The organism is Streptomyces sp. NPDC044704 (assembly GCF_056433525.1).
The window spans coordinates 343,949-370,886 of sequence record NZ_JBWKGY010000002.1 but is presented as its reverse complement, the minus strand read 5'-3'; the positions used below and the strand labels follow the sequence as shown (position 1 = coordinate 370,886).

Annotated in this window: 23 protein-coding genes and 1 pseudogene; 7 read left to right on the top strand and 17 right to left on the bottom strand. The window is 74.3% G+C overall.

The features are described from left to right. Positions 1-41: 41 nt before the first annotated feature. A complete protein-coding gene (locus tag AC07B0_RS06040) occupies positions 42-1,559 on the bottom strand; it encodes a fatty acyl-CoA synthetase (RefSeq protein WP_478896951.1) in 1,518 nt (505 codons plus the stop codon). Between the two features lie 208 nt (positions 1,560-1,767). Between AC07B0_RS06040 and AC07B0_RS06035 the strand changes: the two genes are divergently transcribed. Next, positions 1,768-4,194, top strand: a complete 2,427-nt coding sequence (locus AC07B0_RS06035; protein WP_478897243.1) for a penicillin acylase family protein — start codon at positions 1,768-1,770, stop codon at positions 4,192-4,194. Positions 4,195-4,289: 95 nt separating this feature from the next. Here the strand turns inward: AC07B0_RS06035 and AC07B0_RS06030 are convergent, their stop codons facing one another. Continuing rightward, positions 4,290-5,429, bottom strand: coding sequence for a calcium:cation antiporter (locus tag AC07B0_RS06030; protein WP_356870597.1), 1,140 nt, complete (start codon positions 5,427-5,429; stop codon positions 4,290-4,292). A gap of 154 nt (positions 5,430-5,583) precedes the next feature. On the opposite strand from AC07B0_RS06030, the gene AC07B0_RS06025 reads away from it, so the two are divergent. Next, the gene (locus AC07B0_RS06025; protein ID WP_356870595.1) at positions 5,584-6,135 is read left to right on the top strand and encodes a DinB family protein; all 552 of its coding nucleotides are present in this window, start codon (positions 5,584-5,586) and stop codon (positions 6,133-6,135) included. A gap of 30 nt (positions 6,136-6,165) precedes the next feature. On the opposite strand, the gene AC07B0_RS06020 is transcribed toward AC07B0_RS06025, so the two are convergent. Together AC07B0_RS06020 and AC07B0_RS06015 are read right to left on the bottom strand one after the other, a co-directional pair. Continuing rightward, positions 6,166-7,722 carry an acyl-CoA synthetase gene (locus tag AC07B0_RS06020; RefSeq protein WP_356870593.1) on the bottom strand — a complete coding sequence of 519 codons (1,557 nt, stop codon included), beginning with the start codon at positions 7,720-7,722 and terminating at the stop codon, positions 6,166-6,168. 32 nt (positions 7,723-7,754) lie between these two features. Further along, positions 7,755-8,861, bottom strand: coding sequence for a nitronate monooxygenase (locus tag AC07B0_RS06015; RefSeq protein WP_478896949.1), 1,107 nt, complete (start codon positions 8,859-8,861; stop codon positions 7,755-7,757). Positions 8,862-9,007: 146 nt separating this feature from the next. On the opposite strand from AC07B0_RS06015, the gene AC07B0_RS06010 reads away from it, so the two are divergent. Beyond that, complete coding sequence (locus tag AC07B0_RS06010) at positions 9,008-10,858, top strand: serine hydrolase domain-containing protein (protein ID WP_478896947.1); 1,851 nt, start codon at positions 9,008-9,010, stop codon at positions 10,856-10,858. On the opposite strand, the gene AC07B0_RS06005 is transcribed toward AC07B0_RS06010, so the two are convergent. Then, on the bottom strand, positions 10,855-11,385 hold the full coding sequence (locus tag AC07B0_RS06005; RefSeq protein WP_478896945.1) for a TioE family transcriptional regulator: 531 nt from the start codon (positions 11,383-11,385) through the stop codon (positions 10,855-10,857). The genes AC07B0_RS06010 and AC07B0_RS06005 overlap by 4 nt on opposite strands. 57 nt (positions 11,386-11,442) lie before the next feature. Beyond that, positions 11,443-11,580 (bottom strand): annotated as a pseudogene (locus tag AC07B0_RS06000) (MerR family DNA-binding transcriptional regulator); the annotation flags it as partial. Between the two features lie 90 nt (positions 11,581-11,670). Here AC07B0_RS06000 and AC07B0_RS05995 point away from each other — a divergent pair. After that, complete coding sequence (locus AC07B0_RS05995; protein WP_478896943.1) at positions 11,671-12,828, top strand: erythromycin esterase family protein; 1,158 nt, start codon at positions 11,671-11,673, stop codon at positions 12,826-12,828. A 12-nt stretch (positions 12,829-12,840) separates the two neighbouring features. Here AC07B0_RS05995 and AC07B0_RS05990 read toward each other — a convergent pair whose 3' ends face one another. Next, entirely contained in the window at positions 12,841-13,218 is a 378-nt protein-coding gene (locus AC07B0_RS05990) for a VOC family protein (RefSeq protein WP_356870585.1), read from the bottom strand. A 97-nt stretch (positions 13,219-13,315) separates the two neighbouring features. Further along, complete coding sequence (locus AC07B0_RS05985) at positions 13,316-13,921, bottom strand: TetR/AcrR family transcriptional regulator (protein ID WP_467292449.1); 606 nt, start codon at positions 13,919-13,921, stop codon at positions 13,316-13,318. Positions 13,922-14,008: 87 nt separating this feature from the next. Here AC07B0_RS05985 and AC07B0_RS05980 point away from each other — a divergent pair, with 87 nt between their 5' ends. Both AC07B0_RS05980 and AC07B0_RS05975 read left to right on the top strand, forming a co-directional pair. Beyond that, the gene (locus AC07B0_RS05980; RefSeq protein ID WP_467292447.1) at positions 14,009-15,181 is read left to right on the top strand and encodes an FAD-dependent monooxygenase; all 1,173 of its coding nucleotides are present in this window, start codon (positions 14,009-14,011) and stop codon (positions 15,179-15,181) included. Positions 15,182-15,254: 73 nt separating this feature from the next. Continuing rightward, positions 15,255-15,704, top strand: coding sequence for a nitroreductase family deazaflavin-dependent oxidoreductase (locus AC07B0_RS05975; protein ID WP_469377405.1), 450 nt, complete (start codon positions 15,255-15,257; stop codon positions 15,702-15,704). Positions 15,705-15,715: 11 nt separating this feature from the next. Here AC07B0_RS05975 and AC07B0_RS05970 read toward each other — a convergent pair whose 3' ends face one another. From AC07B0_RS05970 to AC07B0_RS05955, 4 genes are all read right to left on the bottom strand, one after another. After that, positions 15,716-17,302 carry a phytoene desaturase family protein gene (locus AC07B0_RS05970; RefSeq protein ID WP_469377407.1) on the bottom strand — a complete coding sequence of 529 codons (1,587 nt, stop codon included), beginning with the start codon at positions 17,300-17,302 and terminating at the stop codon, positions 15,716-15,718. Beyond that, on the bottom strand, positions 17,299-19,389 hold the full coding sequence (locus tag AC07B0_RS05965) for a serine/threonine-protein kinase (RefSeq protein ID WP_478896940.1): 2,091 nt from the start codon (positions 19,387-19,389) through the stop codon (positions 17,299-17,301). Before AC07B0_RS05965 ends, AC07B0_RS05970 begins: the two co-directional genes overlap by 4 nt. Further along, complete coding sequence (locus AC07B0_RS05960; RefSeq protein WP_478896938.1) at positions 19,371-20,312, bottom strand: oxygenase MpaB family protein; 942 nt, start codon at positions 20,310-20,312, stop codon at positions 19,371-19,373. The genes AC07B0_RS05965 and AC07B0_RS05960 overlap by 19 nt, the downstream gene beginning before the upstream one ends. Positions 20,313-20,373: 61 nt before the next feature. After that, positions 20,374-20,739, bottom strand: a complete 366-nt coding sequence (locus tag AC07B0_RS05955; RefSeq protein ID WP_478865811.1) for a YybH family protein — start codon at positions 20,737-20,739, stop codon at positions 20,374-20,376. Positions 20,740-20,999: 260 nt separating this feature from the next. Between AC07B0_RS05955 and AC07B0_RS05950 the strand changes: the two genes are divergently transcribed. Next, on the top strand, positions 21,000-21,866 hold the full coding sequence (locus AC07B0_RS05950; protein WP_356870569.1) for a helix-turn-helix transcriptional regulator: 867 nt from the start codon (positions 21,000-21,002) through the stop codon (positions 21,864-21,866). Between the two features lie 50 nt (positions 21,867-21,916). Here AC07B0_RS05950 and AC07B0_RS05945 read toward each other — a convergent pair whose 3' ends face one another. The 5 genes from AC07B0_RS05945 to AC07B0_RS05925 all read right to left on the bottom strand — a co-directional run bounded on the left by AC07B0_RS05945 (position 21,917) and on the right by AC07B0_RS05925 (position 26,879). Beyond that, complete coding sequence (locus AC07B0_RS05945; protein ID WP_478897241.1) at positions 21,917-23,317, bottom strand: amino acid permease; 1,401 nt, start codon at positions 23,315-23,317, stop codon at positions 21,917-21,919. A gap of 161 nt (positions 23,318-23,478) precedes the next feature. Continuing rightward, a complete protein-coding gene (locus AC07B0_RS05940) occupies positions 23,479-23,925 on the bottom strand; it encodes a MoaF-related domain-containing protein (RefSeq protein WP_356870565.1) in 447 nt (148 codons plus the stop codon). A 95-nt stretch (positions 23,926-24,020) separates the two neighbouring features. After that, positions 24,021-24,887 (bottom strand): tyrosinase family protein, encoded by an 867-nt coding sequence (locus AC07B0_RS05935; protein WP_469377414.1) that lies wholly within the window; start codon positions 24,885-24,887, stop codon positions 24,021-24,023. A 19-nt stretch (positions 24,888-24,906) separates the two neighbouring features. After that, positions 24,907-25,350, bottom strand: coding sequence for a tyrosinase family oxidase copper chaperone (locus tag AC07B0_RS05930; RefSeq protein ID WP_356870562.1), 444 nt, complete (start codon positions 25,348-25,350; stop codon positions 24,907-24,909). Further along, positions 25,347-26,879, bottom strand: coding sequence for an FAD/NAD(P)-binding protein (locus AC07B0_RS05925; RefSeq protein ID WP_478896936.1), 1,533 nt, complete (start codon positions 26,877-26,879; stop codon positions 25,347-25,349). The genes AC07B0_RS05930 and AC07B0_RS05925 overlap by 4 nt, the downstream gene beginning before the upstream one ends. Positions 26,880-26,938: the final 59 nt, after the last annotated feature.

Sequence of the window (26,938 nt, the reverse complement as noted above, 5' to 3'; positions counted from 1 at the left end):
GCGCGGCTCCGCCACCGCGGCGGCGGCCCGGGGAGCGGTGCTCAGTCACCGGTCCCGGGCGGCGCGGCCGCGAGGCGGTCGCGGAGTTCACGCTTGAGGATCTTGCCGCTGGCGTTGCGCGGGAGGGACTCGGCGAACACCACCCGCTTCGGGGCCTTGAAGTGGGCCAGCCGCTCCCGGGCGTGGGCCATGAGCTCCGCCTCCGTCACCTGCCCGCGCGGCACGACCACCGCCGTGACGGCCTCGATCCACTTGTCGTCCGGCAGCCCGATCACGGCGGCCTCCACCACCCCCGGGTGGGTGTACAGCGCGTCCTCGACCTGCCGGGAGGCGACGAGCACGCCGCCCGAGTTGATGACGTCCTTCACCCGGTCGACGACGGTGAAGTACCCGTCGGCGTCCCGCACGGCGAGGTCCCCGGAGCGGAACCAGCCGTCGCGGAAGGCCTCCTCGGAGGCCCGCGGGTCGTTCCAGTAGCCCTCGCACAGCTGCGGGGACCGGTAGACCACCTCGCCGGCCGTGCCGTCGGGGACGTCCGCGCCGGCCTCGTCGACGACCTTCGCCTCCACGTGGCGCACGGGCCGTCCGCAGGAGTCCATCCGGCCCTCGTGTTCCCGCGGCCCCAGCACCGTGGCCAGCGGGCCGATCTCGCTCTGGCCGAAGCAGTTGTAGAAGCCGAGCCCCGGCAGCCTGGCCCGCAGCCGCTCCAGTACGGGCACCGGCATGACCGACGCCCCGTAGTACGCCTTGCGCAGGGCGCCCAGCTCCCGCTCGGCGAACTGCGGGTGTCCCGCCAGCGCGATCCACACCGTCGGCGGGGCGAAGAGGCTGTCCGCGCGGCCCGACTCCACCAGGTCGAAGACCGCCTCGGCCGCGGGCGCGTCCAGCACGGTGTTCTCCGCGCCCACCGCCAGGTACGGCAGCAGGAAGACGTGCATCTGCGCCGAGTGGTAGAGCGGCAGCGAGTGGACGGGACGGTCCTCCCCGGTCAGGTCCAGGGCGTCGATGGCGCTCTCGTACTCGTGCGCCAGGGCCCGGTGCGTCATCATCGCGCCCTTGGGCAGGGCCGTGGTCCCCGAGGTGTACAGCAGCTGGGCCAGCCGCGACGGGTCCGGGTCGGCCGCGAAGGGCCGGGATTCGGCGAGCTCGTCGAGGAAGGAACCGGGCGCGTCGCGCAGCGCCCGTACGGGCGCGCCGCCGGGGATCCGCCCGGCCAGGTCCGGATCGGCGAGGACCAGGGCGGCCGCGCAGTTGCCGAGGATGTGCGCGAGGTCGTCGCCGGTCAGGTTCTGGTTGACCGGGACGTGGATCAGGCCTGCCCGGGCGCAGGCCAGGAAGGCGATGAGGTAGGCGTCGCTGTTGTGGGCGAAGGTCACGACCCGGTCGCCTTCGGCCAGGCCGTGGCGCCCGCGCAGGACGGCGGCGCCGGTGGTGACGGCCGCGTCGAGTTCCGCGTACGTCAAGCTCCGCTCCCCGTAGCGGAGGGCGACGCGGCCGGGTACCCGCCGTGCGCTGTCCGTCAGGAGTCCGTCGACCGTGTTGTCCCGCACTGCCGTCATGGCGCGATCCTCACCCCGGCGCGCGCCCGGGGTCAACAGCGCCGCGCCGCCGGGGATACCGAACGGCATGTTGACAGACCGCCGGCCGGCCTGCATGAGTGTGGGGGCACGCGGGCCCGGCCTGTACACGGGCAAGTGCGCCCGTACACAGGCTACTTGGGGGGTCAGTTTGCGCTCATCGGACGGTCACCGCCGTACCGGCCCGCTCCTGCGCCGCATCGCCGTCACCGCGGCCGCGTTGCTCGCGGCGACGGCCGCGGCGCCGCAGGCCGGCGCCGCCACGGGTTCCGCCACCGGTCCCGACACGGGTTCCGGTCCCTCGGGCGGGGGCCTGTCGGCGGTCATCCGGTACACCGAGAACGGCATCCCGCACATCCTCGCCCGGGACTACGCGCACCTCGGGTTCGGCACCGGCTGGGCGCAGGCCGCCGACCAGGTGTGCGTCCTCGCCGACGGGTTCCTGACCGTGGCCGGGGAACGCTCGCGCTGGTTCGGCCCGGACGCGGCGCCCGACTTCTCGCTCTCCTCGGCCACGAAGAACCTCTCCAGCGACCTGTACTTCAAGGGCGTGCGGGACGCCGGAACGGTCGAGAAGCTGCTGGCCACGCCCGCTCCGGCCGGTCCCGGCAAGGACGTGCGCGAGCTCATGCGGGGCTGGGCCGCCGGGTACAACGCCTGGCTGGCCCAGAACAGGATCACCGACCCGGCGTGCAAGGGGGCCGCCTGGGTGCGGCCGGTCACGGTCACCGACGTGGCGGCGCGGGGCTTCGCGGTGTCGGTCCTGGGCGGTCAGGGACGCGGAGTCGACGGGATCACGTCTGCGCGGCCACCCGCACCGGGCGCGGGGACGGCGCCGCCCGCGGCCGCGGATCCGGGAGCGGCCGCCGAGGCCGCGCGGCAGCTGTTCGACACCACCCGCTACGACATGGGATCCAACGCGGTGGCCTTCGCCGGCGCGACGACGGCGAACGGCCGGGGCCTGCTCCTCGGCAACCCGCACTACCCGTGGCAGGGCGGGCGGCGGTTCTGGCAGTCCCAGCAGACCATCCCGGGCGAGCTGAACGTATCGGGCGGCTCCCTGCTCGGCACCGCCGTGGTGAACATCGGCTTCAACGACAAGGTCGCCTGGAGCCACACGGTGGCCACCGGCACGCCCGTGAACCTGCACCAGCTCGCCCTCGACCCGGCCGACCCGACGGTCTACCTCGTCGACGGCAAGCCGGAGCGGATGACGGAGCGCAAGGTCGGCGTCCCGGTGGCGGGCGGCGGGGCTCCGGTCGTCCGCAGCCAGTGGTGGACCCGTTTCGGGCCGGTGGTCTCGAACCTCGGCCCGACCCTGCCCCTGCCGTGGACGGCCACGACCGCCTACGCGCTGGCGGACCCCAACGCGGCGAACCTGCGCGGTTCCGACACCGCGCTGGCGATGGGCAAGTCCCGCTCGGTCGCCGGGATCCAGGACGCCCTGAAGCGCACCCAGGGCCTGCCCTGGGTGAACACGGTCGCCGCCGACGCGGCGGGCGACACCCTGTTCACCCAGTCCCAGGTGCTGCCCCGGATCACGGACGAGCTCGCCGCCCGCTGCTCGACCCCGCTCGGCCGGGCCACGTACCCCGCCTCGGGGCTGGCGGTGCTGGACGGTTCGCGCGGGGACTGCGCGCCCGGCACCGACCCGGACGCGGTACAGCCCGGGGTGTTCGGCCCGGGCAGGGCTCCGACGCTGCGGGGCGCCCCGTACGCGGAGAACTCCAACGACAGTGCCTGGCTGGCCAACGCGGACCGGCCGCTGACGGGCTACGAGCGGGTCTGGGGCAACGTCGGGACGCCGCGTTCGCTGCGCACCCGCGGCGCCGTCGAGGACGTGTCGGCGATGGCCGCGCGGGGGCGGCTGACGGTCCGCGACCTGGAGCGGCAGCAGTACGCGAACCGGGTCCCGGCCGGTGACCTGGCGGCAGCCGACGCGGCGAAGGCGTGCGCGGCCCTGCCCGGCGGTACGGCGGCCGGGAGCGACGGTACGGCGGTGGACGTCTCGGCGGCCTGCGGGGTGCTGGCGGCGTGGGACCGTACGGCCGACTCCACGAGCCGCGGGGCCCTGCTGTTCGACCGCTTCTGGCGGAGGCTGAGCGCGTCCACGGCGGCCAAGGACCTGTGGCTGGTGCCGTTCTCGGCGGCCGACCCGGTCCGTACGCCCCGTACGCTCAACCAGGCGGCCCCCGGCATCGGCCGGGCCCTCGCGGACACGGTCGCCGAACTGCGGGCGGCCGGGATCGCGCTGGACGCCCCGCTGGGCGAGCACCAGTTCGTGGTGCGCGGCGGGGAGAAGCTGCCGGTGGGCGGCGGCTCGGAGGCGCTCGGCGTCTGGAACAAGATCGAGGCGCCGTGGAGCGCGGCGGCCGGCGGCTACCCGGAGGTCACGCACGGCTCCAGCCACATGCAGGCGGTCGGCTGGGACGGCGGGAAGTGCCCGGTGGCGCGCACGCTGCTGACGTACGGCCAGTCGGCGAACCCCGAATCGCCGTTCCACGCCGACCAGACCCGGCTGTTCTCCCAGGAGCGCTGGGTGACCTCGCGGTTCTGCGAGCGGGACATCCTCGCCTCGCCGCGGCTGAAGGTGGTCTGGCCGCGCGAGCGGCGCTGACCGCGGTCGCCGACCGTCCGGTGGGCCGGGGCGGCCCCCCGGCCCACCGGACGGATCACGGGCTCACGGATGCACGGCGTCACGGGCTCACGGGCTCACGGGCTCACGGCGAGGAACAGGTAGGCCGCCAGCAGGACGATGTGCACGCCGCCCTGGAGCAGCGTCGCGCGGCCCGGCACGATCGTGAGGGCGCCGACGACCACGGTGAGGGCGAGCAGCACCATGTGGATCGGGCCGAGGCCGAGCATCAGCGGCCCGGAGAGCCAGATCGAGGCGAGGGCGATGGCCGGGATGGTCAGGCCGATGCTGGCGATGGCCGAGCCGTAGGCCAGGTTGAGGCTGGTCTGGACGCGGTCGCGGCGGGCGGCGCGGACGGCGGCCAGGGTCTCGGGCAGCAGCACGAGCAGGGCGATGATGACGCCGACGACGGCGTTGGGCAGGCCCGCGTCGGCGACGCCCTTCTCGATGGTCGGGGAGACGGCCTTGGCGTTGCCCACGACGGCGACGAGGGCGACGAACAGCAGGCCGAGGCTGATGAGGGCGGCCCGGGTGGTGGGCGGTTCCGCGTGGTCGTCGTCCTCTCCGGCGGCCGCCGCCGCGGCCGCCCGAGCGGCTTCCTTGCGGATGCGCTTGGTGTCCACGGGCAGGAAGTAGTCCCGGTGACGGACCGTCTGGACGGCGATGAACAGACCGTAGAGGGCGAGCGAGGCGACGGCGGCGAAGGCCAGCTGGGCGGTGGAGAACTCGGGGCCGGGCTTGCTGGTGGTGAAGGTCGGCAGGACCAGGCTGAGCGTGGCGAGGGTGGCGACGGTGGCCAGGGCCGCGCCGGAGCCCTCCGCGTTGAACACGGCGACCCGGTTGCGCAGGGCCCCCACGAGCAGCGACAGGCCGACGATGCCGTTGCACGTGATCATGACGGCGGCGAAGACGGTGTCCCGGGCGAGGGAGGAGGTCTTGGGCCCGCCGTCGGCCATCAGGGTGACGATGAGCGCCACTTCGATGACGGTGACGGCGACCGCGAGGACGAGGGAGCCGAAGGGTTCACCGACGCGCAGGGCGACGACCTCGGCGTGGTGGACGGCCGCCAGGACCGCGCCGGCCAGGCAGAGGGAGACCAGGACCACCGCGAGTCCGGGCAGGTCACGTCCCCAGCTGAAGACGAGCGCGACCAGCGCCACCACGGGGACCAGGACGGTCCAGTCGGTCAGGGGGGATCTGTGGGTTGCCGTACTCATATGTGCCAAGTTGCCAGAACTGTTCCCCGGGTGCGGTGTGCGGCGCGGATCAGGGGCCCTGACGTGGCACTTCTCACGGAAACTCCGGGCGTGGCGGGCATCGCCGGCCGCCGGGGGCTTCCGCGGGAACTCCCGGCCGGTCCATGATCCCGGGATGGAGAGCGTGCGGAGACGAGCGGGACTGTTCACCGGCGCCGGGGACGACCCCCGGTTCACCTTCCCGGCGACCGGGGAGGAACGGCCGCTGCTGGCCGGCGTGCTCGCCGCGCAGCGCGCGACCCTGGAGCTGAAGTGCGCCGGGCTCGGGGCGGAGCTGTCCCGGCGTTCCGTGGAGCCGTCGACGCTGTCGCTGCTCGGCCTGGTGCGCCACCTCGCCGATGTGGAGCGCCGCTGGTTCCGGCAGGTGCTGGCCGGTGAGGACGTCGGGCCGCGCTTCTCCTCCGCGGCGGATCCGGACGGGGACTTCGAGGGCGTGCGGGAAGGGCCCGGGGCCGTGGCGGAGGCGTGGGGGGCCTGGCGCGAGGAGGTGGCCTTCGCGGAACGGTTCACCGAGCGGGCCCCGGGGCTGGACGTCGAGGGGTACGACGGGTGGCGCGGGACGGTGTCGCTGCGCTGGGTGCTGATCCACATGGTCGAGGAGTACGCGCGGCACAACGGCCACGCCGACCTGCTGCGGGAGCGGATCGACGGGGCCGTCGGGGTGTAGGCGGAGCCGGCCGGGCCGGACCGCCCCCGGTCACAGGGCGCGTTCGCGGCCCTCCCAGTAGGGGTCGCGCAGCCGGCGCTTGTACAGCTTGCCGTTGGGGTCGCGGGGCATGGTCTCGATGAAGTCGACCGACTTGGGGCGCTTGTAGCCGGCGAGCCGGCGTTCGCAGTGGTGCAGGATCTCGGCGGCCAGCGCGTCCCCGGCCGCGAAGCCCTCGGCGGGCTCGATGACCGCCTTGACCTCCTCGCCCCAGGACTCGTGCGGGATGCCGAACGCGGCGGCGTCCGCGACGGCCGGGTGGGTGAGGAGGGCCGACTCGATCTCGGCGGGGTAGATGTTCACCCCGCCGGAGATGATCATGTCGATCTTGCGGTCGCGGAGGAAGAGGTAGCCCTCCTCGTCGAGCAGGCCGAGGTCGCCGACGGTGAAGAAGTCCCCGATGCGGTTCTTCTTCGTCTTGTCCTCGTCCTTGTGGTAGCTGAAGCCGCCGGTGTTCATCTTGATGTAGACGGTGCCCAGTTCGCCGGGCGGCAGCCGGTTGCCGTCGTCGTCGAAGACGGCGAGTTCGCTGATCGGCCAGGCCCTGCCGACCGTTCCCGGCCGCTTGAGCCAGTCCTCGGCGGTGGCGAAGGCGCCGCCGCCCTCGCTCGCCGCGTAGTACTCCTCCACGCAGCGGCCCCACCAGTCGATCATCGCCCGCTTGACGTGGTCGGGGCAGGGTGCGGCGCCGTGGATGGCGTGCCGCATCGAGGAGACGTCGTAGGCGTCCTTGACCTCCTGCGGGAGCGCGAGGAGGCGGTGGAACTGGGTGGGGACCATGTGGGTGTGCGTGCAGGCGTGCGCGTCGATGAGGCGCAGCATCTCCTGCGGCGTCCACTTGTCCATCAGGACCAGCGGGTGCCCGATGTGCAGGGAAGCCCCGGCGAACTGGAGCACGGCGGTGTGGTAGAGCGGCGAGCAGACGAGGTGGACGTTGCCGTCGAAGGGCCGGATCCCGAAGATGCCGAGGAAGCCGCCGAGGTACGTCTCCTCCGGGAGCTTGCCGGGCAGTGGCCGGCGGATGCCGCGGGGGCGGCCCGTCGTGCCGGAGGTGTAGTTCATCACCCAGCCGAGGGTGCGCCCGGGGGGCGGCGAGTCGGGCTGTCCGTCGAGGAGTTCGGCGTACGGGCGGAAGCCCTCGACGGCTCCGACGGCGAAGCGGTGGCTCCCCGGCAGTCCCGCCTCGTCGGCCGCGTCGGTGGCGGCCCGCGCGAAGCGCTCGTGGGCGATGAGGACCTTGGCGCCGGAGTCGGAGACGATCCAGGCGATCTCGGGGCCGACGAGGTGGTGGTTGACCGGCACCAGGTAGAACCCGGCCTGGGAGGCGGCGAGGTAGGCGGTGAAGAACTCGACGCCGTTGGGGAGGACGACGGCGAAGGCGTCGCCCTCCTCCAGGCCCGCCGCGCGCAGCCCGTGGACGAGCCGGTTGACGTCGGCGTGCAGCCGGGCCGCGCTCCACTCCTCGCCCTCGGGGGTGATCAGTGCGGTGCGGCCGGGGTCCGCGGCCGCCTGGGCCCAGAAGCCGTTGGGGGGTTGTCCGTCGCTCATGCTGCTGCCCACTCCTCTCGGGACCGCGCGCCTCAGGCCCGGCCCGCGATGCGGTTGATGCGGTCGATGGCGCGCTCGAAGCCGCTGGTGAGGTCGTCGAAGACGGCCTGGACGCCGCGTTCCTCGTTCATCCGGCCGACGATCTGCCCGACGGGGGTGCCGAGCAGCGGCTGGACCTCGTACTTCTGGATCCGGGAGACGGCCTCGGCCACGAGCAGGCCCTGGAGCGGCATGGGGAGCGCTCCGGGGCCGTCCGGGTCGTCCCAGGCGTCGGTCCACTCGGTGCGCAGCTGGCGGGCCGGCTTGCCGGTGAGGGCGCGGGAGCGGACGGTGTCGCCGGAGCCCGCGGCGAGGAGCTTCGCGGTGAGGGCGCGGGAGTGCAGGTCGGCCTCGGTGGTGGTGAGCCAGAGGGAGCCCAGCCAGGCGCCCTCGGCGCCGAGGGCGAGGGCGGCGGCGATCTGTTCGCCGCTGCCGATGCCGCCGGCGGCCAGCACCGGGAGCGGGGCGACGGCCTCGACGATCTCGGGGACGAGGACCATGGTGGCGATGTCGCCGGTGTGGCCGCCGGCCTCGTAGCCCTGGGCGACGACGATGTCGATGCCGGCGTCGGCGTGCCGGCGGGCGTGCTTCGCGCTGCCCGCGAGGGCGGCGACGAGGACGCCGTGGTCGTGGGCGCGGCGGATGACGTCGGCGGGCGGGGAACCGAGGGCGTTCGCCAGGAGTTTGATCGGGTAGTCGAAGGCGACGTCGAGCTGGTTGCGGGCGACCTGCTCCATCCAGCCGGTGATCCGCCAGCCGGAGGCCTCGCCCTCGGCCAGTTCGGGTACGTGGTGCTTGGCGAGGGTGTCGCGGACGAACTCGCGGTGCGCGGCCGGGATCATCGCCTCGATGTCGGCCTCGGAGATGCCGTCGACGGCCTTCTTGGCCGGCATGACGACGTCGAGACCGTACGGCTTGCCGTCGGTGTGCGCCTGCATCCAGTCGAGGTCGCGTTTGAGGTCGTCGGGGGCGGTGTAGCGGACCGCGCCGAGCACGCCGAAGCCGCCCGCGCGGGTGATGGCCGCGGCGACCGCGGGGAAGGGCGTGAAGCCGAAGAGGGCGTGCTCGACTCCCAGTTTCTTGCTCAGCTCCGTCTCCATGGGCGTGAGGATGCCGCAGGGCGGCGGCCGAGGGAAGAGATTTTCTGATGCTGTGTCAGATTCTTTGGGGGCCGGTCGGTGCGGAGGGTGCGGGGCGGGCGGGCAGATACCCAGTAGCGTGCGCGGGCAGGGACAGGAGGGCCGACATGGGCGGTACGGGTACGACCGCGGAAGCGGATGCGGCGGCCGGGCGGGAGACGGTCGCGGCCCGGGGCGGCGGGCTGAGCCGGCGGCGGCTCGGGGCGCGGCTGCTGGCACTGGGCGGGGTCCTCGTCCTGCACGCCGCACTGCCGGGCGCGGGGGCCGGGGCCGCGGGTAACCCGGCCGAGCGGCGCGCGTTGCAGGGCCTGCGGCTGCGCTACGGGTCGGCCCGCCAGGCCGGGTTGCTGGAGAAGCACCTCGAAGGCGTCGTGGACGAGGCCCGGCGCTTCCTCGGCCCCTCCCCCGAACACCCCTACTACGCGGGGGCGGTGGTCCTCGCCGGACGGGGCCGCACGATCGCCCTCCACCGGGCCGTGGGTGACGCGGTCCGGTACGCGGACTACGACGGACGGACCGACCGGCCCCGGGAGTTCCCGGCCGCCGAGCGGATCGCGATGGCCGAGGACACCGTCTTCGACCTGGCCTCCCTGAGCAAGCTGTTCACCTCCATCCTGGCCGTGCAGCAGATGGAGCGGGGCCGGCTGGAGCTGGAGGCGACGGTGGACCGTTACCTGCCGGAGTTCACCGGCGGCGGCAAGGAGTCGGTGACGGTCCGGCAGCTCCTCACGCACACCTCGGGGCTGCGCTCGTGGGCGCCCTTCTACCAGGAACCCACCCGTGAGGGGCGGTTGCGCCTGCTGTGGTCGGTGCGCCCGCAGGAGACCCCGGGGACGGTGTACCGGTACTCCGACCTCAACCTCATCGCGCTCCAGCTGCTCCTGGAACGGATCACCGGCCGCACTCTGGACGCCCTGCTCCACGACGAGATCACCGCTCCGCTCGGGATGCACCGCACGCGCTACAACCCGCCGCTCTCCTGGCGCCGGGTCACCGCCGCGACGGAAGTGCAGCGTCCGCCCTGGTCGGGGCTGGACCGGGGGCTGGTGTGGGGCGAGGTCCACGACGAGAACGCCCACGCCCTGGGCGGGGTCGCCGGCCACGCGGGAGTGTTCGGCACGGCCTGGGACCTGGCCGTCCTGGCCCGCACCCTGCTCGACGGCGGGGTCTACGCGGGCAGGCGCATCCTGCGCCCGGCCTCCGTCGAACTGCTCTTCACCGACTACAACACCGCCTTCCCGGGCGACGACCACGGCCTCGGGTTCGAGCTGTACCAGCACTGGTACATGGGCGCCATGGCCACCCCGCACTCCGCCGGGCACACGGGCTTCACCGGCACCTCCCTCGTCCTGGACCCGTCCACCGACTCCTTCCTGATCCTGCTCGGCAACTCCGTCCACCCCGTGCGGACGTGGCGGGCGGGCAGCGCGCCCCGCGTCGCCGTCGGCAACCGCTTCGCCCGGGCCGTGCCCGTCCGTACCAGGCACGGCGGCGCGGCCTGGTACTCCGGCATGGAGACCGGCGGCTCGGGCACCCTCACGCTCCCGCCGCTGACCCCCGCCACCGCGAACGCCCGGCTGCGCTGCGCCGTGTGGTGGGACACGGTGCCGGGCGAGGGCGCGTTCCACCTGGAGGTCTCCGAGGACGGGACGGGCTGGGAGCCGCTCCCGTTCAGCACGGTACGGACCACGGGCGGCACCCCCGAGCAGTGGCCGCGGGGCTCCGCCGGCGGCTGGTCGGGCCGCATCTGGCACCGCCTGGAGGCCGCCCTGCCCGCCCGCCCGGGCCGCGAGGTCCGGCTCCGCTTCCGCCACGGGGCCACCGGCCGCTACGTCGGACGCGGGGTGTACGTGGACGTCCTGCGCGTGGCCGAACCGGCCCGCCTGCTCTTCGCCGAGGACCGCCCCGCGGACGCGGCCCGCATCGAAGCCGTCGGCTGGACCCGCTCGGCGGACTAGGTGTCGAGGCGTTCCAGGTAGGGGGCGAGCCTCGTCGCCGCGTCGAGCATGGCGCGGCCCCGGGCGGTGAGCGCGCGCCGCCGGTCGGTCAGGGCGGCGGACAGGGCTTCGGTGCCGCCGGCCGTTCTGACCTGCCGGACCACGGTGGAGATGTGGTCCAGCGGGTGGCCCCCGCGTCGCAGCAGGTGGGCGAGCTCGGCGTCCCGTACGTCCCCGGCGCGGTAGACCCGGTACCCGGTGGCCGGGTCGCGGGCGGGGGTGAGGATGCCGAGGCGTTCCCAGGTGCGCAAGGTGGCCGGGGTGACGCCGAGTCGGTGCGCGAGGACCCCGATGGTCCGGGTGCCGGGACCGGCCGGACCGGCCGGACCGGTCCGGGGCTCCGGTGCGGTTCCCGGCCCCGCCGCCGTGAGGTGGTCCAGGGCCCGTTCCACCGCGTCGAGCGTCTCGCGGTCGCGGAGCAGCCGTTCGTGGCCGCGGTCGATGACGGTGAGGGCTTCGTCGGGGGCGCCGTCGTGGAGCGCCTTCATGATCTGTCCGGCGGCGGCGCGTCCGTAGGCCGGAACGAGCGAGAGGTACGCGCGCAGGGCCGCCGCGTGGACCGCGGTGTAGACCCGGTAGCCGCTGGGCGTGCGGTCGGCGGGCGGGAGGTACCCGTCGCGTTCGTAGTTGCGGACCGCCTGGGTCGAGATGCCGTGCTCGCGCGCGAGGTCAGCGGGCCTCAGGGTTCCCTCCTCTTTGAGAGTTTCCGGCCCTAATAGGCGGCGGATGCAGGAAAAGTCTCCACCGGGCTTTCAAGGATACGCTTGTGGCACATGACTCAGGACATCCGAGACTTCGTGACCCCGTCGTGTGAACTGCTGGCGCTGGGCGAGCCGACGCACCGGGCGCGCGCCTTCGCGTGGATCCGCAACGCGCTGTTCGCGCAGCTGGCCGGCCACGGCTTCCGGTCGATCGCCCTGGAGACCGACCGCGTCACCGCGCTCGCCGTGGACGACTTCGTCCGGAACGGCGCGGGCACCCTCGACTCCGCGATGGACACGGGCTTCTCGCACGGCCTCGGCGAGCTGGACGCCAACAGGCAGCTGATCGCCTGGATGCGCGCCCACAACGAGGACCGCCCCGCGCGGGAACGGCTGGCCTTCCACGGTTTCGACGTACCGACGGAGATGACCGGCGCGCCCAGCCCCCGCCCCTACCTCGCGCACGCGCGCGACTACCTGGGCCTCGACACCGACCTGGCGGCCCTCGCCGGAGACGACGAGCGGTGGAGCCGCCCGGAGGCCGTCCTGGATCCGGCCGCGTCCATGGGCGCGACGGCCGGGGCCGAGAGACTGCGGTCGGTCGCCTACGACATGCTCGACTCCCTCCACGCGCGCGCGGCGGAGCTGGTCCCGGCGACCTCGCGCGCCGCCTGGTTCCGGGCCGAGGCGCACCTCACCACCGGGCTCGGGCTGCTGCGCTACCACCGGGAGTCGGCCCGGCCGGGAGACCGGACGGAACGGTTCTCGCGGCAACTGGCCACCCGGGACGCGCTCATGGCCCGCAACCTCCTCGCCGTCCGCAACGTCGAGGCCGGACGCGGTGCGACGCTGGTCTTCGCCCACAACCTCCACCTCCAGCGGAACCCGAGCAAGTGGCCGTTGCCGGAGACGGACCTCGCGTGGTCGGGCGCCGGCGCCATCGTGGGGTCCCTGCTGGGCGAGCGGTACGCCTACGTCGCCGGCGGCCTCGGCCGCAGCGAGGCGATCGGGCTTCCCGAACCCCGGCCGGACACCCACGAGGGCCTGCTGCAACGCCGCGTCACCGGGTGGGGCCTCGTCCCGGCGGACGCCGCCGGTCCCGCCCGCACCCGTACGGACACCACCCCGCAGCAGGGCTACGCGCCGCTCGACCGGGAGACCCTGGGCGCGGCGGACGCGGTCCTCCACGTCGGCGCGGACGCGGACCGCGGCGCCCTTCCGGGCACATAGACCGGCCGGACCTCAGGCGCGGACCAGGCAGAAGGGGTGGCCGGCCGGGTCGGCGTACACGTGCCAGCCTTCCGCGTCGTGGCTCGTGTCGAGGAGCGTCGCCCCGAGGGCGAGCACCTGTTCCCGTACCCGGTCGAGATCGGGAACGCCGAGGTCCATGTGGTACTGCTGCGGGCGGGCGGGGTCGGGCCAGGCGGGGGGCCGGTGGCCGGCGACCCGCTGGAAGGCGAGGACCGTCCCGGTGGGGGTGTGCAGGGTGGCCCAGTCCGCGTCCACCTCCCAGCGCCGGTCCGGCTGGTTGACGGCGCCGCCCAGGAGCGCCGCGTAGAACTCGGCGAGGCGCAGCGGGTCGGGACAGTCGAGGGCCACGCACTGCAGTTCAGCGATCATGGCGGGATCGTAGACGGGCCCGATGCCCTACGGCCCGAGCCGCCACGGCGCGGTCCGACACGGCCCGCCACGGCGCGGTCCCCTGCTGCCCGGTCGGTTACGGCGCGAGGACCGCGTCGAGCATGCGCCGGACGGTGGCCGTCAGTTCGGCCGGGTCCGGGACGGGGCGGGAGCGGGCCAGGGAGCCGGCGAGACGGTCGTAGAGCAGGCCGTCGGTCCAGGCGGCGACGAGTTCGGCGGCCTCCTGCGGCCGGGGGGCGCCCAGGGCCGCGAGGAGGGCGGCCGCGCGGGCCCGGGCGTGCAGGCCCGCCCGGTGCAGTTCGGGCTCCAGTTCCGGGTTCCGGGCGGCCTCCAGGCTGAGTTCGAAACGGGCCAGCTGGCGCTCGCGGCCCTCGGTGAGCCAGCGGTGGAGCAGCGCGCCGAGGGCTCGCGCCGCGGTGTCCCGGTCGGGCGGTACGGGCGGGGCGTCCCCGTCGAGGTCGTGCAGGTCCAGCTCGGCGAGCCGCCGGTAGCAGGCGCCGATCAGCGCCGTCCGCGTCCGGAAGTAGTACGAGGTGCTGCCCGCCGGCAGCGCCGCGGCGCCGTCGACGGCGCGGTGCGTGAGGCTCCGCAGTCCGCCCGCGGCCACCAGGCCGATCGCGGTGTCCGCGATCAGGGTCCTGCGGTCCGGGGCGGGCGGTGGGGCGTCGTCGGGGGTGGACATGCCCTCACTCTACAGCTGTAGAGTGAGGGCATCGGGCTCTACGGATGTAGAGGCTCCGGGGACCGTCGAGCAGCAGGAGGCCGTGCCATGCCGGAACGCCCACGCCACGCCGTCATCGCCGGGGGCGGGATCGGCGGCCTCACCGCCGCCCTCGCGCTGCACCGCCGCGGCTGGCGGGTCACCGTCTGCGAACGGGCCGACGGGCCGGCCGCCCTCGGGGCGGGCATCGTCCTCGCCCCCAACGCCCTGCGCGCCTTCGACGCCATCGGGTTCGACGCGACCCGGGCGGCGGGCGGCGCCGTCCCCGCCGGGATGGGGCTGCGCCGGCCGACGGGCGCCTGGCTCAGCCGCGCCGACACCGCCGGCCTGGTCGCGCGTTACGGCCGGCCGCCGCTCGCCGTGCACCGCTCCGACCTCGCCGCCGCCCTGGCCGCGGGCCTCCCCGGGGGCGCCCTGCGGTACGGGGCGGACGTCACGGGCGTGGAGGAGGCCGGGGGCCGCCCGGTGGTCCGTACCGCGTCCGGGGAGTTCACCGCCGACGTGGTGATCGCCGCCGACGGCATCCACAGCCCGCTGCGCCGCCGGTACTTCCCCGGCCACCCCGGCCTGCGGTACAGCGGGGAGACCGCCTGGCGCACCGTGCTCCCGGCGGGCGCCGCCCCCACCGAGGCGGCCGAGACCTGGGGCCGCGGCCGCCGCTTCGGGACGGTCCCGCTGGCCGACGGCCGGACCTACCTCTACGCCACCGCCGTCGTGCCCGCCGGCTACCGGCCCGCGGACGTCCGCACCGAACTCCTGCGGCACCACGGCACCTGGCACCATCCGATCCCGGCCCTCCTGGAGCGGATCGACCCCGCGACGGTGCTCCAGCACGACCTGTACGACCTGGCCGCCCCGCTCCCCCGCCTGCACCACGGCCGCGTCGCCTGGGTCGGCGACGCCGCGCACGCCATGACCCCCAACCTGGGGCAGGGCGGCTGCCAGGCCGTCGAGGACGCCGTCGTCCTGGCCCACCTGCTGGACGGGCGGCCGGTGCCGGAGGCCCTCGCCGCCTACACCCGGGCCCGCCTCGCCCGTACCGACGCCATCCGGGTCCGTGCCCGCCGCGCGGGCCGCGTCGCGGGCCTCACCCACCCGCTGGCCGTGGCCGCCCGCGACCTCGCCGTCCGGGCGACGCCGGCCCGCGCCGCGCGGCGGGCCCTGGACGACCTCTTCGAGGGGTTCACCCTCCCGGGCGTCCCTGCCGGACGCGCGGCCTGAGGAGCGTGCCCGGGGGCATCGGCGGTCGTTGTCGAGACGGTTGACCGTTCAACACGAAGGCAGGCGAAGCCGTATGACCACCGACATCGACTGGGACCACCCGACCGACCCCCGGGAAGGCACCTGGCAGCTGGACCACGTCAAGCTGTACGTGGGCTCGAACGGTGCGCAGGGCCGGGAGTGGAACGGCACCCAGACCCTCCTGCTCACCACCCTCGGCCGGGTCTCCGGCAAGCCCGTGCGGACCCCCCTCATCTACGGTGAGGACGGGGGCCGTTACCTGGTCGTCGCCTCCAAGGGCGGCGACGCGGCGCACCCGCTCTGGTACCGGAACCTGACCGAACACCCCGAGGTCCGCGTGCAGGTCGGCCCGAAGGTCTTCCAGGGCACGGCCCGCACCGCGACGCCGGCGGAGCGCGCCGCGTTCTGGCCGGTCATGGTCGGGCACTGGCCCGCGTACGACGAGTACCAGGCCAAGACGGACCGCGAGATCCCGGTCGTCGTCATCGAACCGGCCGAGTAGCCCCTCCCGGTTCAGCGGCCCAGTACCGCCATCGCCGCGTTGTGGCCCGGGATGCCGCTGACTCCGCCGCCGCGTGCCGCGCCGGCTCCGCACAGCAGGACGGTGGGGTGGGCGGTCTCCACGCCCCAGCGGCCCGGCGTCGCGGCGTCCGCGTACGGCCAGGACAGGTCGCGGTGGAAGATGTGGCCGCCGGGCAGGCGCAGTTCGCGTTCCAGGTCGACGGGGGTCTTGGCCTCGATGCAGGGCCGGCCGTCGGCGTCGAAGGCCAGGCAGTCGGTGAGCGGTTCGGCCAGGTGCGCGTCCAGCTGGGCCAGGGTGGCGGTCAGCAGGACCTCGCGGGCCTGCCGGTTGTCCTTCTCGAACAGCCGGGCCGGGGTGTGCAGGCCGAACAGGGTGAGCGTCTGGTAGCCCTGCTCCACCAGGTCCGCGCCCAGGATCGAGGGGTCGGTCAGGGAGTGGCAGTAGATCTCCGAGGGCGGTACGGAGGGCAGTTCGCCGGCGGCGGCCTCCGCGTGGGCGCGGCGCAGCTGCTCGTAGCCCTCGGCGATGTGGAAGGTGCCCCCGAAGGCCTCGCGGGGGTCCACGGAGGTGTCCCGGAGCCGGGGCAGGCGGCTCAGCAGCATGTTGACCTTCAGCTGGGCGCCCTCCGGGGCGGGAGCGGCGCCGGGGTCCTCGCCGAGGAGTTCGGCCAGGGCCCGGGGCGAGGCGTTGACCAGGACGGTGCGGGCGGTGACGCTGCCCTCTCCCGCCTCCGTGCGGAAGGAGACCTCCGCGGGGGCGGTGCCGTCCGGGTGGATGCGCAGCGCCTCATGGCCGGTGACGATCTCCGCCCCGGCGGCCCGGGCCGCGCCGGCCAGGGCGTCGGTGAGCGCGCCCATGCCGCCGACGGGCACGTCCCAGTCGCCGGTGCCGCCGCCGATGACGTGGTAGAGGAAGCAGCGGTTCTGGGCGAGGGAGGGGTCGTGGGCGTCGGCGAAGGTGCCGATGAGTCCGTCGGTCAGGACCACGCCGCGCACCAGGTCGTCGTCGAAGTGGTCCTCGACGGCCCGGCCCAGCGGCTCTTCGAAGAACGTCCGCCAGGCCTCGTCGTCCCCTACGCGGGCCCGCAGTTCCTCGCGCGTGGGCAGCGGCTCGGTGAGGGTGGGGAAGACCTTCCGGGCGACCTCGGCGGTGGTCCCGTAGAAGGCGCGCCAGCGCTCGTACTCCCGGTCCGAGCCGGTCAGCCGGGCGAAGGACTCCCGGGTACGGTCCTCTCCGCCGCCGACGAGGAGGCCGCCCGCGCGGCCCCCGCGCTCGACGGGGGTGTACGAGGACACCGTGCGGCGGCGCACCGCGAACCGCAGGCCGAGGTCGCGGACGATCTTCGCGGGGAGCAGGGAGACCAGGTACGAGTAGCGCGACAGGCGGGCGTCGAGCCCCACGAAGGGGCGGGTGGAGACGGCGGCGCCGCCGGTGTGCCCGAGTCTCTCCAGGACCAGCACCGAGCGGCCGGCCCGGGCCAGGTAGGCGGCGGCGACGAGGCCGTTGTGGCCTCCGCCGACGATCACCGCGTCGTACACGTCGTGCGCGAAACCCCGGGAGCCCGTGTTGGCTGTCATGGCTCTTGGTAACACACCTGGCCGAGCCGCTCCAGACAGTGTGCCTCGTCGGCGTGGGCCAGGGCCGTGTCGGGGTGGTCGTCGCCGAGGGAGCGTTCGCGGATGCCGGACAGTTCCCGGTAGAGGGGCAGGGCCTCGTCCCAGCGGCCCAGCCGGCCCAGTCCGACGGCGAGTTCGCGGCGGCTGACCAGGGTGTCGGGGTGTTCCGCGCCCAGGGTGGCGGCGCGGGCCGCGCCCACCTCGCGGGCCTCGGCGACGGCTTCCTCCCAGCGGTCGAGGCGGCCGAGGTTGACGCCGAGGACGTGGCGGGCGCGCAGGGTCTCCGGGTCGGCGGCGCCGTAGGCCCGGGTGCGGTCGGCGGCCAGGGCCCGGAACACGTCGACGGCTTCGGCGGCGCGGCCGGTGCGGCCGAGGGCGATGCCGGTCTCGTAGCGGGCGGCCAGGGCGTCGGGGTGGTCGCGGCCGAGGACGCGTTCGCGGGCGGCGGCGACCTGGCGGAAGCCGGTGAGCGCCTCCTCCCAGCGGCCGAGCCGACCGAGGGCGTAGGCGGCCTCGTAGCGGGTGAGCAGGGTGTCGACGTGCTCGGCGCCGAGGACGGCGGCGCGGTCGGCGGCGACCTCCGCGGCGGCGGCGTACGCGTCGGCGTGCCGGCCGAGGGCGCCCAGGGCGCAGGCGAGGTTGTGCCGGCAGCGCAGGGTGTCGGGGTGGCGCGGGCCGATGGTGCGGGCCCGGGCGGCGAGTACGGAGCCGTAGACCTCGTAGGCCTCGCGGTGGCGCCGCAGGCGCCCCAGTTCGTACGCCTCCTCCTGGCGGGCGGCGAGGGTGTCGGGGTGGTCGGGGCCCAGCACCCCGGCCCGGCCCCGGGCCACGGCCGCGTACACGGCGAGGGCCTCCTCGTTGCGGCCGGCCCGGCTGAGGGCGAACGCGCGGGTGTGCCCGGCGGCGAGCGCGTCGGGGTGCCCCGGGTCGCCCGGCTCGGGCAGCGGGGTGCGCGGCAGGGCGTACATGCCGGTCAGCCGGGGGTCCTCGGCGGCGTCGGGCCGCAGGATGCGCTGCTCCCCGGAGCCGTACGCGGTCCGTCCGGCGGGGCGGGCGGCGGTCCAGGAGCCGGTGAGGACGGCCCACTCGCCGCTGGCGGGCCGGGCGTCGGTGCCGGCCTTGCGGCCGGCGGTCATGCCCTTGGCCCACGCGGGCAGCGGCGCCCGGGAGGCCGGCGGGCCGGCCGGGCCGAAGCGGGCCTCGACCAGGCGCCGGTGCAGGTGGCGGGCGTCGCCCGGGCGGTCCTCGGGGCGCTTGGCCAGCAGGTCGAGGACCAGTTCCTCGAAGTGGCCGGGCAGCTCGGGGCGGTGTTCGCGCAGCGGGACGGGCGCGGTGTCGCGGTGGCCGACCAGGACGGACCAGGAGTCGCCGAGGTCGAAGGGCGGTGCGCCGGTGGCGATCTCGTAGAGGACGCAGCCGAGGGAGTAGAGGTCGCTGCGGTGGTCGACCTCGCCGCCGGCGATCTGCTCGGGCGACATGTAGTGGGGGGTGCCCATGGCCATGCCGCCGCCGGTGAGTTTGGCGGTGAAGCCGATGTCGTGGGCGAGGCGGGCGATGCCGAAGTCGCAGATCTTCACCGTGCCGTCCGTGAGCCGCATGATGTTGGCGGGCTTGAGGTCGCGGTGGACGACGCCCTGGTCGTGGGTGTAGCCGAGGGCGGCGGCCATCTGTTCGGCGATGTCGAGGACCACGTCGACGGGCAGGGGGCGTGCCTCGTTGTCCTCCATCAGCTGGCTGAGGTTGCGGCCCTCCAGCAGTTCCATGACCAGGTAGAGGGGGCCGCCCGCCGCGCTGTCGTCGCCGAAGTCGTGCACGACGGTGACGCCGCGGTGCTGGAGCGAGGCGGCGACGCGCGCTTCGCGCCGGAAGCGCTCGCGCAGGACCTGGGTGAAGTGGGCGTCCTGGTCGTGCCCGACCGGCTTGAGGCACTTGACGGCGACCTGCCGGCCCAGCGACTCGTCGCGGGCGCGCCACACCTCGCCCATGCCCCCGCGCCCGATCAGATCGAGCGACCGGTACCGGCCCTGGATCAGTCTGGACTCCGCCATGTCTTGAAGCCGCCCCCGTCGTCGTGCCACGCCCTCCCCGGCCGGTCCAGTATGGCCGCTGATGTACGCAGTGTGTACGCCGAGGGGCGGGTCCCGGGGCCCAGTCGGCGCATCGCTTTCAAGATGTGACCTGGCGGCAGCTGCCACCGCAGACCTGCGGGAATGCTGCGCAGGATGTGGCCGGTGAGGCGCAGGCGCCGGGTGGTGGTGCGCGGGGGCGGGGCGGGTCTGCCGTAGAGCGCGTGCGCCCAGGCCGGGAGGGAGCCGTAGGCGAGTGCGGCGAGCGGGCTCCACAGCAGGTTTCGGCCAGGGACGAGGAGGGGGTGGACGGGCGGCGCGCGCAGGAAGTCGTCGACGGCCCGGGCGTCGGGGCCCGCGGTCAGCTCGGGGCGCACGCCCTCGAAGTACGCGGCGAGGGCGGCCCTGTCCGCCGGGACCTCCTCGGGGTCGAGGCCGACCAGGCGGGCGTTGACCCGGTTCTCGTCCACGTAGCGGTCGGCCTGGGCGGGGGTGAGGGGGGTCCCGGAGCGGAGCAGGACGTGGAGGAAGCTGTCGATCTGGGCGCAGTGCACCCAGAGCAGCAGGGCGGGGTCGTCGACGGGGAAGCGTTCCCCGGTGGCGGGATCGGTGGCGGAGAGCCGGCGGTGGATGGCGCGGACCCGGGCTCCGGCCGCTTCGGCGGCCTCGCTGGTGCCGTAGGTGAGGGTGCCGACGAAGTCGGCGGTGCGCAGCAGCCGGCCCCAGGCGTCCCGCTCGAAGGCGCTGTTCGCCAGGACTCCGCGCACCGCGCGGGGGTGCAGGGCCTGGAGGTAGAGGGCGCGGACCCCGGCGATCCACATGACGGGGTCGCCGTGGCACTGCCAGGTGACGGAGTCCGGCCCGTACAGGCCGGGGTCGGCACCCTCGTACGGAGCTGCGTCCATGGCCCGCCTCCCGCTCGGCCGCCCGGCCCGTTCCGGGGCTGGGAGCCTACCCGGCGGGGGCTCAGGTCAGGCGTGAGACGTGGTACTGGCGGATCCGCCAGGCACCGCCGAGGTGCTGGGCGGCGACGGAGAGGCGGACGGGGAGCGGCCCCTTGGCGGGGTCCGTGAAGGTGACGGTGGCGAACCCGGCGAGGGCGTCGGCGGCGACGGTGCGCGAGTGCAGGACCTCGACGGCGGCCGTCGTTCCGGGCGGGACGTTCTCGTAATAGGTCCTGATCTGTGCGCGGCCTTCGAGGAGTTGGGGGGAAAGGCCCTGGAAGAGGGCGTCCTCGGCGAAGAGGGCGGTGATCTCGTCGACCTTGTGCGCGTCGAATGCGGCGCGCCATTCCTCCAGGATGTCGGCCAGTACGCCAAATCTGTTCGCCATATTCCTGTTACCTCCGGTTCCATGGTCAAGATGACATTAAGACATCATGATGCCAACCAATCTGCCCACATTGGCTAGATTTCCAAGTGCATAATTGAGCCATGCAGGATCATGCAAGGCAGTACCCGGGGGAATGTTGTAACCGTGACGACTCTGCAGACCGAGGGAGCGGCGTATGCAGTGAAGGCCTGACCGTTTATCGCAAGGCCGTGGTGAAGGGCTGCACGGACAGGGAAGGAGCACCGGCGTGCCTCCTGCGGATGGGGCTGCTGGTCCCGCCGCCGGACGATCCGACCGTGCTCGTCCCCGTCTCACCCGACGTCGCCAAGGCCGAACTCGTCAGACCCATCGAGCAGTCACTGGAGAAACAACGCCTGGACGCCCAGGCCATCGCCGGGAGTTTCGTACCGGTCAGCGCCATCTACACCGCGGCCAAACGCGAACACACCGGCTGGGCCACCGCGATCGACGGCGAGCGGGTCATCCACTCCACGCTGGCCCACGCCGTCCGCGAGTGCCGCGAAGAACTGATGACCGTACAACCGGGGGGCTCCCGGGTCTCGTACGACCTGGACGGACTCGACCACGTCCGCGGCCCCGTCCGGCACCGCACCCTGTACCAGCACGCGGTACGGACCCACGCCGCCACGCTGCGCCACATCGAGCGGCTCATCGAGGCGGGCGGAGAGGTCCGCACCCTCGACCACGTCTTCGACCGGCTGATCGTCATCGACCGGACCATCGCCTACGTACCGGGCCACAGCGAGGCCCGCACCTCGGCGCTGGAGATCCGCCAGCCCTCCATCGTCTCCTTCCTCGTCCAGGTCTTCGAGGAGGCCTGGGAGCGCGGGTCGTCCATCGACCCGCGCGCCTCGCGCACGGTCGAACCCGACATCGCCGACGAGATCCAGCGGGCCATCATGCGCCTGCTCGTCGCCGGACACACGGACGAGGCGATCGCCCGTCGGCTCGGCACCAGCCGCCGCACGGTCGCCGCCCACGTCAGCCGCATCGCCGCCACCCTGCAGAGCCGCAGCCGCGCACAGCTCGGCTACCTGATCGCCACCACGGGGATGCTGCCCGCGGACGAGCTCGCCGAGCCGGACTGCGGACGCCTGTCGGCCTGACCGGCGGCACGCCCCAGGCCCGGCCGGGAAGGACCCGGCCGGGCCGGACCTCAGCGCCCGCCCGTGCGGCGGGCCCGCAGCGCCCGTACGCCGGCGGCCGCGAGCAGCACCAGGACCAGGAGCGTCGACCAGCCCAGCTGGCCGCGCGCCTGCGGATCGCGGGCCATCAGCACCAGCACGCACACGATCCCGCCGGCCGCCAGCCACGACAGGTACGGGAACCCGCGCATCCGCACCACCAGCAGGTGCGGCGCCTCCCGTTCCAGCCGCCGGCGCAGCACCAGGTGGGCGGCCGCGACGGTCAGCCACATGTAGAGCATGGAACCGCCCATGGCCTTCGCCAGGAACGGCAGGATCTGCTCCGGCCAGCGGTGGTCGAGGCCGATCGAGACGAACGCGAAGGCCGCCGAGGCCGCCACGGCCGCTCGCGGGGCACCGCGCCGCGAGGTCCGCAGCAGGACCCGGGGGGCGTCGCCGCGCGCGGCGAGCGAATGGGCCATCCGCGAGGCCCCGTACAGGTTGGCGTTCATCGCGGACAGCAGGGCGATCAGCACGACCACCTCGATGAGCCGCCCCGCGCCCGGGATGCCGAGCTCGTCCAGGACCGCGACGTAGGGGCTGCGGCCGGGTGTGGCGGAGTCCCACGGCAGCAGGGTGACGATGACGGCGATCGAGCCGAGGTAGAACAGGCTGATCCGCCAGATCGCGCTGCTCACCGCCTTGGTGACGGAGCGGGCCGGGTCGCCGGACTCGGCCGCGGCCATGGTGATGACCTCCATCCCGCCGAAGGCGAAGACGACGGTCAGCAGTCCCGCGACGACGCTGTTCCAGCCCTGCGGGAGGAAGCCGCCGCGGCCGGTCAGGTTGGCCATGCCCGGCGAGTCGACGCCGGGGACGGCCCCGCACAGCGCGGCCACTCCCAGCGCGAGGAAGGCGATGATGGCCGCGACCTTGATGCCCGCGAACCAGAACTCGGCCTCTCCGAAGGAGGAGACCGAGAACATGTTGGACTGGGTGAAGACGGCCAGGGCCACCAGGGCGATCAGCCACTGCGGGACGCCCGGCATCCACTGGTGCAGGATCGTGGCCGCGGCGATCAGCTCGATGGCGATGGCGATGGCCGTCACGGCCCAGTACAGCCAGCCGGCGGTGAAGCCCGCCCAGCGGCCCAGGGCCCGGTCGGCGTAGACGGAGAACGAGCCGCTGGCCGGCATCGCGGCGGCCATCTCGCCGAGCATCCGCATCACCAGCAGGGCCAGGGCGGCGGCGAGCGCGTACGAGAGGATGATGGCCGGGCCCGCGACGCGCAGGCCGGTACCGGAGCCGACGAACAGCCCGGCGCCGATCACTCCCCCGAGGGCCAGCATCGTCAGGTGGCGCGGCCGCAGGGAGCCCGCGAGCTCCGGTGCGGTGGCGGTCGTGGGTGCGGGCGTGCTCCTGGGTGCGGGCATCGTGGGTGCGGGCGTCGTGGGTGCGGTCGTCTTCGCGGGTGCGGGCGGGCGCGGTGGTTCCGGCGCCTTGGTGCGTGGAGCGGGCATGCGTGGATTCCCCCCTGGGAACGGGTGCGGGCGGGGCCGGCCCCCCGTGGACCGGCCCCGCCCCACCGTGCCGGTCAAGAAGAGACGCGCTCGAGCGTCGCCGTGTGCAGCTCGCCGGCGCGGCCGCCGTCGGGGGTCGCGTACGTCCAGTAGACGCTGACGGTGCCCCGGCCGAGGTCCATGACGTGGCTGACGGTCATGCCCGAGGCCTCGACCCAGTTGACGAAGTACAGGCCCTCGCCCACGGCGCGGACGGAGAGCTTCTCCTGCCCGCTGTGCCCGGCCATCGGGCCCGCCAGGGCGGTCCAGTCGAGCGTGGAGCCGTCGGCGGAGTACGAGTTGCGCAGGACGGCCCCGTTGTCGAGCGTCAGGACGTAGGTGTGGCCCGCGAAGGCGGGGGCCTCGGCGCGCACGCCCGCGGCGGCGGGCGCCGGCGCGGTGGCGGCCTGCGCGGACGGCGCCCCGGCCAGGGCGATCAGGGCGGCGGCGGCGAGGGCCGGGACGGTGTGACGGATGCGCATGACGGTTCCTTTTCGGTGGTCGTACGGAGCGGGCCGTACGGGGGTGTGGTGCCGGGCTTGCCGGGCGTCGCCGGGGTTCGGACCCGGCGGGCGCGTCATTCGGCGTACTGGTAGAAGCGCGTGTGGTCGAGGAGCGCGGAGGGCCGCACCTGCCAGGGCGCCATCGGCTCGTCGAGGCTGATGACCCGCCCGTGCTGCGGGTCCCCGGCCGGTACCGGCCGGCTCGGCTCGTAGCCCGCGCCCGGGTGGCGGCGCTGCCAGCGCGCCCAGATCAGGTCGATGAAGGTGTGGTGGAGCCAGAAGACCGGGTCGTTGGGCGAGGTTCCGCCCGTCATCTGGCCGCCGACCCACAGGTGGACCCGGTTGTGGTTGTGCCAGCCCTCCTTCTCACCGACCGTCCAGCCCTCGACCTTGTTGCGGAAGCCGGCGGTGGTGGCGGTGGAGTCCCAGGGGGAGGCGTCGTAGACCGGATCGTCGATCGCCCAGGCCAGTTCGGCGGGCGTCGGGAGCGCGACCGGGTCGGCCGGGCGGCCGAAGTCGCGCACGAGGTACTTCTCCTCGGTGACCCCCACATTCACCGGCCAGTTGCCGGCGTCGAAGGCGAACGGGCCGGTCATGACCCGGTGGTCGCCGGGGCGCCCGTTGCCGCCGAGGAAGTCGTCGGCCCACAGGCCCGAGGTGGGCGACTGGTCGGCCGTCCAGTCCCAGTACGGCAGGGTCACCTTCGGGTCGACCTGCTGGAGGGCCCGTTCGAACTCCAGGAGGTACTGGCGGTGCCACGGGAAGAACGACGGGGACATATGTCCCACCCGCTGTCCGCCCTCGCCGTCGGAGACGAAGTACTGGCCGTGGAGCCGGACGAACTCGTCGTAGACGCCCCGGCGTTTGATCTCCAGGACCGCGTGGACGAAGCGGGCGCGCTCGTCGGGGGTGAGGTCCTTCTGGTTCTTGCGCGTGTACACGTGTGCTCGTTCCTCGACGTCATGCCGTGTGGTGGTGGAGCTGCGCCGTCGACAGCTGGGCGGTGCCGATCTCGTCGACCGCGGCCCGTGCCACCTCCAGCGGGGTCGGGAAGGACTGGTAGTGGTTGACCAGGCTCAGGTAGCTGCCGTCGGCCCGCCGCATGACGTGCAGCGGCCGGCCGTCGATGCTGACCTCGATGCCCGGGCCCGCGGCCGGCGCCGCCGCACGGGAGGACGCGTACCGCACGGGCGTGGGCCCGCCCTGGATGCGGCGGCCCCGGTACACCTCGTCGAAGGTCCCGGGGGGCGGGTTCGCCCCGGTCCCGTCGCCGGCTCCGGAGGCCGTACGGGCTCCGGAGGACGGGTCGGCGAGGACGATGGGGGCGACGGCCGCGCTCGTGCCGAGGACGACGGCCGTGGTCATGGCTGCCCTCATCATGTCCCTGCGGGTGATCGTGTTCACGCCTGGGGCTCCAGTCCGGTCGTGGCGGTGATGTCCTCGACGACCGCCCGGACGATGTCGTCCGCCCGTTCGAGGACCGAGGGCATGCCGGAGGTGAAGAACAGCGTCCCGGCGCCCATGTCGCCGATCGCGTGCATCCGCCGGTGGGCCCGGCCCGCGCCCACGGCGCGGCTGGTCGACGGCTCGATGTGCAGGCCGCCGTACGGGTGGTACTCGCCGATGCCGTCCTCGACGAGCGAGTCGACGAACGGGCGGGCCTGCGCCGGAACCCGGTGGGAGGGGGCGCTGACCGCGTTGACGACGACGTCGCTGCGGTACTCCTCGCCGTCCGCCGCCACGTGGAACCCGGAGTCGGCCAGCGGCTTGACGTTCCACAGGCCGCGCAGCACGCGCAGCCGGCCGGCCTCGTGCAGGTCGAGCAGTTTGCGGGCGTTGGCGGGCGGCATCGGGCAGCACAGGCTCATCACGGCCCGGTAGTGGGTCTCCCGGATGAACTCCTGGTCCTCGGTGCGCAGCAGCGTCCAGGCGTCGGGGCCGCTCTCGGGGACCACGTGCTGCATGACGCGCATGCCGACGTCGGCGCCGTCGATGCAGTCGTACTGGCGGCGCAGCCGGTCGAGCGGCGCCTCCACTCCGAGGGAGAACAGTTCGGCGAGGACCACGGACGGGTCGGCGTCGTGATCCGCCAGCTCCCGCACCAGCAGGTCCAGTACGTCGCCCAGGCCGATCCGGCCGTCGTCGCCGCGTGCCGCGGCGGCGTGCAGGGCGGCGGGGGTGAAGTGGGCGATCTCGGGGAAGACGGGCCGCTGACGGACGGCCGGGAGCGCGCCGTTGCGGGAGGCCATGGTGATGCGGCCCCGGTGCCCGTGGGCCTGGAGGGAGACCACGGCGTCCACCGCGGCCAGTCCCGTGCCGAGGACGGTGACGTCGGCGTCGGCGGGTATGCCGGTCAGGGTGGTGCGCAGCGGGTACGGGTCGCCGAAGTAGCCCGGGGTTCCGTCCAGTTCGTAGTGGTCGGCGGGCCGGCCGGCGCCGACGGCGCAGATGACGTAGTCGAAGGTGTGCGTACGTCCGTCGGCGCCGGTCAGGACCACCTCGTCGCCCGCCTCGCGGGCGCCGACGACGGTGTCGCGGACGACCTGGACGGGCCAGCCGCCGAGGGCGAGCTCGCCGACGGCGTTCTCGGCGGTGCGCTCCAGGTAGCTGCCGAACACCCGGCGCGGCGGGAAGTAGCCTTCGGCGGCGTAGTCGCCCTCCCCGTAGGGGAGTCCGGATTCCCGCAGCCAGCGCAGGAAGTCGTCCGGGTCTCCGGTGCGGGCGCTCATCTCGGCCGGGATGATGTTGGCGAGGACCGAGTCGGCGTCCTGCTGGTAGGCGCGGCCGCGCCACAGGTTCTCCGAGGGTTCGAAGACGGTGATCGATCCGCGGCCGCGGCCCGGGGTGCGGGAGAGCCGGTCCAGCAGGCATACGGCGGCGGCCCCTCCGCCGACCAGGCCGATGCGCGTCGGCGGGCGGTCACTTGTACTCATGGTGATCTCGACCTTCACGAAAGGGAGTTGGGGAAGAGGGGCGCGTCGCGGCGCCGGGG